Annotated in this window: 5 protein-coding genes and 3 tRNA genes; 6 read left to right on the top strand and 2 right to left on the bottom strand. The window is 71.7% G+C overall.

What is annotated here, in order from left to right:
• The coding region (locus tag LE181_RS23845) for a PAS domain-containing protein (RefSeq protein ID WP_225663534.1) at positions 1–1,743 on the bottom strand (1,743 nt) is incomplete at its 3' end.
• A gap of 213 nt (positions 1,744–1,956) precedes the next feature.
• On the bottom strand, positions 1,957–2,433 hold the full coding sequence (locus LE181_RS23840; RefSeq protein WP_225663533.1) for an SSI family serine proteinase inhibitor: 477 nt from the start codon (positions 2,431–2,433) through the stop codon (positions 1,957–1,959).
• A gap of 219 nt (positions 2,434–2,652) precedes the next feature.
• On the opposite strand from LE181_RS23840, the gene LE181_RS23835 reads away from it, so the two are divergent.
• The 6 genes from LE181_RS23835 to LE181_RS23810 all read left to right on the top strand — a co-directional run bounded on the left by LE181_RS23835 (position 2,653) and on the right by LE181_RS23810 (position 6,586).
• Positions 2,653–2,743: transfer RNA gene (locus LE181_RS23835), tRNA-Ser, on the top strand.
• 278 nt (positions 2,744–3,021) lie between these two features.
• A tRNA-Arg gene (locus LE181_RS23830) sits at positions 3,022–3,094 on the top strand.
• 44 nt (positions 3,095–3,138) lie between these two features.
• Positions 3,139–3,212, top strand: a tRNA-Met gene (locus tag LE181_RS23825).
• A gap of 156 nt (positions 3,213–3,368) precedes the next feature.
• Positions 3,369–4,136 (top strand): response regulator transcription factor, encoded by a 768-nt coding sequence (locus LE181_RS23820; RefSeq protein WP_225663532.1) that lies wholly within the window; start codon positions 3,369–3,371, stop codon positions 4,134–4,136.
• A 72-nt stretch (positions 4,137–4,208) separates the two neighbouring features.
• Complete coding sequence (locus LE181_RS23815) at positions 4,209–5,720, top strand: MFS transporter (protein WP_225663531.1); 1,512 nt, start codon at positions 4,209–4,211, stop codon at positions 5,718–5,720.
• Between the two features lie 104 nt (positions 5,721–5,824).
• Positions 5,825–6,586 (top strand): TetR/AcrR family transcriptional regulator, encoded by a 762-nt coding sequence (locus tag LE181_RS23810; RefSeq protein ID WP_225663530.1) that lies wholly within the window; start codon positions 5,825–5,827, stop codon positions 6,584–6,586.
• Positions 6,587–6,598: the final 12 nt, after the last annotated feature.

Genomic DNA, 6,598 nt, shown 5'->3' with positions numbered 1-6,598 from the left:
GGGACCGCGGCGCCGCCCGGTCGGCTGCGGTGCGGGAGCCGTGCCCGCATCCGTGCCGCCGGTGTCCCCGCCGTCGGTCCCGGCCGCCGGCGCCTCCGCGCGGCGCGCCCGCCGGCCACCACCCTGAGCGCCCGGAGCCGCGTCCTGGCTGCCGCCGCCCTGCGGATCGGCGTCCGGGCTCATGCCCCGCGCGCGCTGCGTCGGCATCGGCATGACGGTCGTCAGGTTCTCGGTGTCCGGCCCCTGCGGCTGCGCGGACGCCGGGACCGGGCCCGCGTCGGCCGAGACCGGGACCTCCAGGACGTACGCCTTGCCGCCCGACGTGCCGGGCAGGTCGTGGGTCTGCAGCACGCCGCCGTGCCGGCGGACGATGCCGCGCACGAGCGGGCCGTGCACCGGGTCGCCGCCGGGGTACGGCCCGCGGACCTCGACGCGCACGACGTCGCCGCGCTGCGCCGCCGCGACGACGATCGTCGAGTCGCCGGAGCCCGGACCGGATCCGGAGGCGGAGGTGGACGTCGAGCCCGTGGCGTCGACGCCGGCGACGTCCGCGATCAGGTGCGCGAGCGCCTGGGCGAACCGCCCGGCGTCCACCTCGGCCTCGATCGCCGGGGCGTGGACGGCGAACTGCGCCCGCCCGGGGCCGATCAGCTCGACCGCGCCGTCGACGCCGGCCGCGACGACCTCGTCGAGCTTGGCCTTCTTCCGTTCGAGCTTGTCCTGACCGGCGTCCAGCCGCTGGTAGGCGAGGACGTTGTCGACGAGCGTCGTCATCCGCGCGTAGCCGGCGGCCAGGTGGTGCAGGATCTGGTTCGCCTCGGGCCAGAGCTGGCCGGCCGGGTCGTCGGCCAAGGTGCCCAGCTCGGCACGGAGTTGGTCGAGGGGTCCGCGCAGGGAGCCGTCCAGCGTGGCCAGCAGCTGGGCGTGGCGCGCGGCGAGGGCGTCGTACGGGCGCCGGTCGGTGAAGGTCATCACGGCGCCGACGAGCTGGTCGCCGTCGCGCACGGGCGCGGTCGTCAGGTCGACCGCCACCGCCCGGCCGTCCTTGGCCCACAGCACCTGCCCGCGCACCCGGTGCTTGCGGCCGGAGCGCAGGGTGTCGGCGATGGGCGACTCCTCGTACGGGAACGGCGTGCCGTCCGCGCGCGAGTGGTGGATGAGGGGGTGCAGCTCGCGGCCGCCGAGGTCGCTCGCGCGGTAGCCGAGGATCTGCGCCGCCGAAGGGTTGACGAGGACGACCTTGCCGGCGGTGTCCACGCCGACGACGCCCTCCGCCGCCGCGCGCAGGATCATCTCGGTCTGCCGCTGCGAGCGGGCGAGCTCGGCCTCGGTGTCGACGGTGCCGGTCAGGTCGCGGACGACGAGCATGAGCAGCTCGTCGTCGTAGGAGGCGTGCGGCTCCGCGTACGGGGTGCGGCCGTCGAGGTTGGCGCTGGTCACCTCGACGGGGAACTGGGTGCCGTCCGTGCGCCGGGCGATCATCCGCGTCGGCTTGGTGCGTCCGCCGTCGGCGTCGTCGCGCGGCGGCCGCAGACCGCCCGGGATGCGCCGCGAGTCGAAGTCGGGCAGCAGGTCGAGCAGCCCGCGTCCGACGAGACCGGTGCCGGGCACCTCGAACGTCTCCAGCGCGATGTGGTTGGCGTTGACGACCGTGCCGTTGCAGTTGACCAGCAACAGGGCGTCGGGCAGGGCGTCGAGTATGGCTGCGAGGCGAGCAGCGCCTCGGGATGGCCTGCTGCTCACGACGACGCTTCCTCCCTGATTACCGCACCTTGCCGACCGCTCCGGGCGGATTTGCGCCGCCTCGGGGCCTGTCATTGAGGGGAAGTCTACGGGCTGCCGTTACGGGCGCTACTGCGGATGACGGGTGTGCCGGAGGCCGTCACCGGGTCGCTGCCGGGCGTCTCGGGCAGGCCGGACATGCCCCTCGTGTCCGCGTTCGTGGTGACCTCGGCGTCACTCCCGGCCGGTTTGCACGACCGATTTCTTCGGCGAGCCCTTCGACTCCCCGAACACGATGGAGAACTTGTTCCACCGCGCCGTCTCGCACCCGTCCTTCCTGTTGAAGTCGGCGCTCACCGGCCGGCCCGCCCAGGTGCCGCTCACGTGCGCCCGGTCCGGGCCGCCGTAGAGCATCGTGCACATCTGGCCCTTCGGCACGGGGGCGAAGGGGTCCTTCCCCCACTGGGTCTGCCCGTCGACCTGATCGCACGCCTCCCTGGCACGCGGGTGCGTGCCGCCGGCCGGGTGGCAGTACAGCTCGAACGTGCCGTCGTGCCCGCCGGTGTCCCGGACGGTGATCGTGAGGTGGTCGCCGCCGCGCTCCGGCCCGTCGGCGTCGCCCAGCGGGAGCGGGGCTGCCGTGGCGACGGCCGTGGCGGCGAGGAACGGGGCGGCCAGCGCGGCGGCGAGGGCGACGCGGCGGAGTGACATGCGGATACTCCCGGGGATGCGAGTGGGGCGGGGACGGGCGGCCGGAATCCGGGCCGGACCCCTCGTGACGAACTAACGCGCCGGAGCGCCCCGCGTTGCGCGCCGTAATGCCCTTTGCCCAGGGCAGCGGTCGCCCGGTACCGTAGGGTGCGATTGGTGGCGAGCCCCCGGGCTGTGTCATCATCTGCACGCGACACCCGCGCATGCGCGGATGTAGTTGGAGGCGTCGCCTAGTCCGGTCTATGGCGCCGCACTGCTAATGCGGTTTGGGTCTTAAAGCCCATCGAGGGTTCAAATCCCTCCGCCTCCGCAGTCGCCGGAAGCCCCGGTCGTCCTTGTGACGGCCGGGGCTTTTGCATGGGCGCGTCCGCAGCGACGTCTGCACGGCGACGTCTGCAGGGCCGCGTCGCGGACCGCGATCTTCCGATACGTCCCCGCGACACCCCCGCCCCCACCCCGCATGATCTTGTCGATCCGCTGTTTCTGCAGGTCAGAAGGGGTGTGGGTAATGGATTTCGTCTGGCGGCGAGGTTCATGTAATGTTGTCCACGCAACGCCGACCGGCAAGAAAGTCCGCCGGAAAGCCGAGCGCTCGTAGCTTAACGGATAGAGCACTTGACTACGGATCAAGAGGTTGCAGGTTCGAATCCTGCCGAGCGCACAGCCGAACGCAGGAGCCGATATCGGTCCCTGGAGTTCGACCGTCGCGGGGTGGAGCAGCTCGGTAGCTCGCTGGGCTCATAACCCAGAGGTCGCAGGTTCAAATCCTGTCCCCGCTACTAAGACCGCAGGCCCGGTACCACTGGTACCGGGCCTGCGGCGTTTCCGGCTCCGGGGTGGCGCGGCCGAACGCCCCTGCCGCCGTCCACGGATTCTCAGACGATTCACAGGGTGGGGAAAGACCCCTCTCACCCACCGCTCCCACCATCGTCACCATGCCGACCACCGCCTCGCCCCAAGGGCGTACCCAGCTGCTGCACGATGACGGAAGTCCCGTACGCGTCCTGGTCGTGGGCGGCGAGGCGCCGCTCGCCGACCTGCTCTCCCTCGCCCTGCGCTACGAGGGCTGGCAGGTGCGGTCGGCCGCCGACGGCGCCGAAGCGGTCCGCAGCGCCCGGGAGTTCCGGCCGGACGCCGTCGTCCTCGACGTGATGCTCCCCGACATGGACGGCCTGGCCGTGCTGGGCCGGCTGCGGCACGACCGGCCGGACGTTCCGGTGCTCCTCCTGACCGCCAGGGACTCCGTCGAGGACCGCATCGCCGGGCTCACCGCCGGCGGCGACGACTGCGTCACCAAGCCGTTCGGCCTGGAGGAGGTCGTCGCCCGGCTGCGCGGGCTGCTGCGCAGGTCGCGGACGGTGGCGCCGCGAGGCGACTCCCTCCTGACCGTCGGCGACCTCGTCCTGGACGAGGACAGCCACGAGGTCACCCGGGGCGGCACCGGGATCCACCTCACCGCCACCGAGTTCGAGCTGCTGCGCTTCCTGATGCGCAATCCGCGCCGGGTGCTCAGCAAGCCGCAGATCCTCGACCGCGTCTGGTCGTACGACTTCGGGGGGCAGGCCAACATCGTCGAGCTCTACATCTCCTACCTGCGCCGGAAGATCGACGCCGGCCGCGAGCCCATGATCCACACGCGGCGCGGGGCCGGCTACCTGATCAAGCCCGCGGTCTCTCCCGCGCTCGAAGGGCGGCAGAAATAAGAACTTGTACGGCGTAGAAGAAACCCTGTACGGTGTACAACACATTCGTTGTACACCGTACAGGGGGGAATCATGACGGCGACGACCGCCGACACTTCGTCAGGGGCCACGGCCGAGCAGCAGCCGCACCGGCATCCCACGCGCTGGCTGGTCCTCGGCGTCATCTGCCTCGCCCAGCTCACCGTGCTGCTGGACAACACCGTGCTGACGGTCGCCATCCCCTCGCTCACCGAGGACCTGGGGGCCGGCACCGCCGACATCCAGTGGATGATCAACGCGTACTCGCTGGTCCAGGCCGGCCTCCTGCTCACCGCCGGCAGCGCCGCCGACCGCTACGGGCGCAAGAAGCTCCTCGCCGTCGGCCTCGGCCTCTTCGGCCTCGGCTCGCTCGCCGCGTCGGTCTCCGGGACCACCGGCCAGCTGATCGCCGCCCGCGCCGGCATGGGCATAGGCGGCGCCCTGCTGATGACGACCACGCTCGCCGTCGTCGTGCAGGTCTTCGACGACGAGGAGCGCCCCAAGGCCATCGGCCTGTGGGGAGCGGTGAGCGCGCTCGGCTTCGCCGGCGGGCCGATCGTCGGCGGCGCCCTGCTCAACCACTTCTGGTGGGGCTCGATCTTCCTGATCAACCTGCCGGTCGCCGTGCTCGGCATGCTGGCCGTGCTCAAGTGGGTGCCCGAGTCCAAGAACCCCTCGGGCGACCGTCCCGACCTGCTCGGCGCACTGCTGTCCACGATCGGCATGACGGGCGTCGTCTTCGCCATCATCTCCGGCCCCGCCCACGGCTGGACCTCCACCCGGGTGCTCACGTCCGCCGCCGTCGGCGTCGTCACGCTGGCCTTCTTCGCGCTGTGGGAGGCCCGCTGCCCGTACCCGATGCTGGACATGCACTTCTTCCGCAACAGCCGCTTCGTCGGTGCGGTCTCGGGCGGCATCCTCGTCGCCTTCGGCATGGGCGGCTCGTTCTTCCTGCTCGGTCAGCACCTGCAGCTCGTGCTGCACTACGACCCGCTGGAGACCGGCCTGCGCATGACGCCGCTGGCGCTGGTCATCGTCGTCCTCAACTTCACGGGAGTGGGTGCCCGCCTGCTGCCGAAGATCGGCACCCCGGCCGCCATCGCCGGTGGCATGGGCCTGCTCGCCGCCGGTCTGGCCGCCATCGCCGTCCTCGGGGCGCACGGGTACGGCGGAATGCTGCTGGGCCTGATCCTCATGGGCATCGGCATCGCGATCAACATGCCGGCCATGGCGAACGCGATCATGTCCGCGATACCGCCGGAGAAGGCGGGCGTGGGCGCCGGCGTCAACGGCACCCTGCAGGAGACCGGCAACGGCCTGGGCGTCGCGGTGCTGGGCGCGGTGCTCAACTCCCGCTTCTCGGCGCTGCTCCCGGCCGTCGCGGCGGGTGCCGGTTCCCTGCCCGAGGCGCTGGCGAAGGCCGGCTCGGCGGACGAGCGTGAGGCGATCTCGGACGCCTTCGCCACCGGCGTCCAGACCAGCCAGCTGGTCGGTGCGTGCGCCGTACTGGCCGGAGGCGTACTGGCGGCCGTCCTGTTGTGGCGGGCGGAGCGGGCCGAGCGCTGACATCCCGATGATCGGGGCATCCCGGGGCCGGGGCGGAGGGCACGACGGTGCACCGCCCCGGCCCCTCTAGCATGCGGATACGCACACGGAAAGCGAGAAGTCAGATGGCAAGGAGCCCGCGGACCAGCGTATGGCTGGCCGGCGAGGAAAAGACGAAGGCTCCGAAGCGGAAGGCGGCGGAGCCCGGCGGCGAAGGGACGCTGGACCGGGACCGCATCGTCGCCACCACGGTCCGGATGCTCGACGCCGAGGGGCTCGCGAAGTTCTCGATGCGCCGCCTGGCGGCGGAGCTCGGTGTGACGGCCATGTCGGTCTACTGGTACGTCGACAACAAGGACGACCTGCTGGAGCTGGCGCTGGACCGGGCGGCCGGCGACATGCGGGTGCCCGACCCGGGCGACGAGGGCGCCGACTGGCGCGAGCAGGTGCGGGAGCTGGCGACGGAGTACCGCGCCATGCTCATCGCCCACCCCTGGGTGGCCCGGCTGGTGGGCCAGTACCTCAACGTGGGTCCCAACTCGATGGCCTTCGCCGACGCCGCACTGCGGGTGGAACGGAACATCGGGATCGCGAAGGACGGGGCGAACGCGGTCCTCGGCGTCATCTTCCAGTTCGTCTACGGGTTCGCCACGGTCGAGGCGCTGTCCAAGGAGCGCTACCAGGAGTCCGGAGTGACCGAGGACGAGTACCTCAAGCACGTCAGGGAGACGGTCGCGGACCGGCCGGAGTTCACCGAGCTGTACAAGGAGGCCGCGGAGATGATGGAGGCGCGCAGCGCCGAATCCGTCGCGGCCATGCGCGAACGGGACTTCGCCTTCGCCCTCGACATGATGATCGCCGGCATCGAGGCCATGCGGGACCGCTGACCGACGGGCCCG

The organism is Streptomyces sichuanensis (genome assembly GCF_020328095.1).
Classification (GTDB): Bacteria; Actinomycetota; Actinomycetes; order Streptomycetales; family Streptomycetaceae; genus Streptomyces; species Streptomyces cinnamoneus.
Note: the sequence above shows the minus strand (reverse complement) of the source record. Positions and strands in the feature narration are given on the sequence as shown.